The sequence below is a fragment of the Novosphingobium sp. genome, from assembly GCF_037133355.1.
Lineage (GTDB): Bacteria > Pseudomonadota > Alphaproteobacteria > Sphingomonadales > Sphingomonadaceae > Novosphingobium.
The window spans coordinates 1-3377 of record NZ_JBAXOI010000047.1 but is presented as its reverse complement, the minus strand read 5'-3'; the positions used below and the strand labels follow the sequence as shown (position 1 = coordinate 3377).

Below are 3377 nucleotides of genomic sequence, written 5' to 3'. Positions count from 1 at the left end.
CAACCAGGGAATTTTCAAAGCCCACTATTGCGGAGAATTACACGCCCACTGACAAAGGGCATGTGGATGGGCGGGTTCGTGCCGATGGGCTACGACGTCGTAGGCCGAAAGCTGATCATCAATGAGACCGAGGCACGGGCCATCAAAGGGATGTTCGAGCGGTTCGTCGAGCTGGGATCCGCTACGCTGCTGACCCGGGAACTGGTCGCCGCAGGTGCCCTGAACAAGCGCGGCAAGGCCATCGACAAGGGCTTCCTCTACAAAGCCCTGAACAACCGGGTGTACCTCGGCGAGGCCGTCCACAAGGGCACCAGCTATCCCGGCGAGCATCAGGCCATCATCGACCAGGTGCTCTGGGACAAGGTCAGGTCGGTGCTGGCGCAAAGCCCGCGCACCCGGGCAGGAAACACGAGGGCCAAGACGCCTGCGCTGCTGAAGGGTCTGATATTCACGGAGAAGGGCATCGCGATGACGCCGACCGTGTCGAAGAAGGGCAGCCGCCTTTATCGCTACTACACTTCGATGGACGCGATCCGGAACCGGGCGGGCGAGAACACCGAAACCTTCGTTCGGCTGCCTGCCGGGATGGTGGAGACGGCGGTCGTCCAACAGATCCGGACCCTTCTGCTGACGCCTGAGGTCACGGCCCGGGCGATCGAGGCCGCGCAGCGCGAATGCCCTGAGATAGAACAGCCCGATGTGGTGGCAGCCCTGACGGGATTTGACGCATTGTGGGAGTCCCTGTTCCCGGCTGAGCAGGCCCGCATCGCACGGCTTTTGGTCGAGCGGGTCACGGTCGGCAGCGATGGCATGGCCGTCGATCTTCGCACCGAGGGGCTTGGGTCAGTGGTCAGGGAGATGGTGACGCCGCGCCGGGAAATGACGGCATGAGCGTCGCGCCCACCACAATCCGGGTCATCATCCCGCTGGCCATCCGCAAGCGCAACGGCCGACCGAAGATAGTGCCACCCTCCGATATGGCCCCGGAAACTGGCGGCGTGGACCCGCACATCCTAAAGGCGATTGCCAAGGCGTGGAGCTGGCGGCGCAAGCTGGAATCGGGTGCAGTTGCCACCATGTCCGACATCGCGGAGGCCGAGGGCGTCACGCCGCCTTACGTTGGTCGGATGCTCAAGCTGGCTTATCTGGCGCCAGCCGTGCTGGAAAAGCTGCTGATCGCGCGCATTGCGCCGACGGTGTCGGTAAAGGATTTGGCATTGGCAGCTGATCTGCCATGGGCTGAGCAAGCGCGCGCGGTATTCGCCGATAAGGAAAACGGTATTGATTGACGAATCGCCGCGCCGATGTTCTTGATGTGTTCTGATTGTAATTTTGGAACATGCCCTCGTGCTGCGCTTTGCCGATTCCCCGCTCAAACTCGAAATCCCACTGTTCAGCGCGCGGGTGCCGGCTGGGTTTCCAAGTCCGGCGGACGACCACATTGAAGGCAAGCTCGACCTCAATGAGCATCTGGTGCGAAGACCAGCGGCTACGTTCTTCGTGCGTGCATCGGGCGAATCCATGCGCGGCGTCGGAATCTTCGATGGCGATCTCCTGATCATCGACCGCGGCGTCACCCCACAGCCCGACGATATCGTCATTGCCATTCTACAGGGCGACCTCACGGTCAAAAGGCTCAAAAAGGTCCGCGGGCAATGGCATCTGGCGGCCGAGAACAACGATTATCCATCACTGCCGATGGGCGAAGGCGATTGCGAGATCTGGGGCGTCGTAACCCATAGTATCCGGCGTCACTGTGGCCGCTGATGGCCACCTTCGCGCTGGTCGATTGCAACAACTTCTACGCATCCTGTGAGCGGCTATTCCAGCCCCGCCTGCGGGGACGGCCGGTGGTTGTCCTCTCCAACAACGATGGCTGCGTCATTGCCCGGTCGAATGAGGCCAAGGTATTGGGCGTCGGCATGGGCGCGCCGATGTTCAAAATCCGCAAGCTGGTCGAGGAGCATGACATTACCGTCTGTTCCTCGAACTATGCGCTGTACGGCGATATCTCCGAACGGGTGATGAGCGTGCTGGGCTCAAGTGCGCCGGCCCATGAAGTTTACAGCATAGACGAATGCTTCCTCGATCTCGATCGGCTGGGTGTTCCGGATCTCACCGACTGGTGCCGAAATCTTCGGGAGCAGACACTGCAATGGACCGGCATCCCAGTATCCGTTGGCGTCGGCCCCACCAAGACCCTGTCCAAGCTGGCCAACCGCCTGGCCAAGAAGTCGGCCAAGGCGGGCGGTGTCCTCGACCTGGTCCATCACCCGCAGTGGATCAACGCCGCCCTGCGCAAGACACCTGTGGGCGACGTATGGGGTGTAGGCCGTCGCTGGACAGTGATGCTCGAGGAGCGCGGCATCCACTCCGCCCATGACTTTGCAAACGCGCCCGACGGCTGGGTGCGCCAGCGCATGGGTGTAGTGGGGCTGCGCACGGTCCATGAACTGCGCGGGTTGGTATGCCATGCGCTCGAGGACCAGCCGCCGCCCAAGCAGACGACCTGCTGCTCGCGCACCTTTGGCACGGCGATTTTCTGCAAGGCCCAGGTCCACGACGCAGTCATGAGCTTTGCCGAACGCGCGGCTGAGAAGGTGCGCAACGCCGGACAGGTCGCGGGTGCGGTGCAGTTGTTTATCCGGACCGATCCCTTCGCCCAGGATGCACCGCAGAAGTCGATATCTGGCTCCGCTACATTTCACCGGCCGACGTCCGACACCCGGGACATCGGCGCCGCGGTAATGAGGATCTTCGAGCGCATCTGGCGAGAAGGTTATGGCTGGCGGAAGGCCGGAGTTCTGCTGCTCGATCTTGGCGCGCCGGGTCAGGCCCCGGTCTCACTGTTCGATATCATCGACGCCCCAGATGACGGGCTCATGAAGGCGATGGATCAGATCAATGCCCGCTACGGCCGGGGCACAGCCCGGCTTGGCTTGGCCCAGAAGGACGGGGAGTGGCACATGCGGCGAGAGAACCTGTCGCCCAGTTTCACGACACGCTGGGGGGATATCCCGTCCGCGAAGATGGGCTGAAGCCTCTATACCTTGGCTTCTCTCATCACATTGCCTGCCGAGGCAGAGTAAAAACGGTATAGGTCCCGGGCTCGCAATAAACGTAGGAAATCCGTCACTTGTGGAGACTATACCGTTGCGAGCTAGGTTTAGGTGAAAAGAGACAAAAGCCGGTCAGAGACCGATTTGGGGGTTTCTGGCAGTCTCTGAGGTTTACATGCCATCTGCAAAACCCCGCGGGAGCTGGGGATTTTCTGCCCTGTATCGGGCCATCTCATTGATTTGCATTGAGATGTTGGCGGAGACGGAGGGATTCGAACCCTCGGTACCGGTAATCCCAGTACGACGGTTTAGCAAACC

The 3377-nt window shown here is 61.3% G+C and carries 4 protein-coding genes; all 4 read left to right on the top strand.

Features of this window, described 5'->3' with window-relative positions:
* Positions 1–66 precede the first annotated feature (66 nt).
* From WCL10_RS20450 to WCL10_RS20435, 4 genes are read left to right on the top strand one after another with little or no spacing between them, the layout of a single operon-like run.
* A complete protein-coding gene (locus tag WCL10_RS20450; protein ID WP_336897488.1) occupies positions 67–891 on the top strand; it encodes a recombinase family protein in 825 nt (274 codons plus the stop codon).
* On the top strand, positions 888–1289 hold the full coding sequence (locus WCL10_RS20445; protein WP_336897487.1) for a hypothetical protein: 402 nt from the start codon (positions 888–890) through the stop codon (positions 1287–1289). Before WCL10_RS20450 ends, WCL10_RS20445 begins: the two co-directional genes overlap by 4 nt.
* 58 nt (positions 1290–1347) lie before the next feature.
* Positions 1348–1767 carry a translesion error-prone DNA polymerase V autoproteolytic subunit gene (gene umuD / locus WCL10_RS20440; protein WP_336897486.1) on the top strand — a complete coding sequence of 140 codons (420 nt, stop codon included), beginning with the start codon at positions 1348–1350 and terminating at the stop codon, positions 1765–1767.
* Positions 1767–3038, top strand: a complete 1272-nt coding sequence (locus WCL10_RS20435) for a Y-family DNA polymerase (RefSeq protein ID WP_336897485.1) — start codon at positions 1767–1769, stop codon at positions 3036–3038. The genes umuD and WCL10_RS20435 overlap by 1 nt, the downstream gene beginning before the upstream one ends.
* Positions 3039–3377 lie beyond the last annotated feature (339 nt).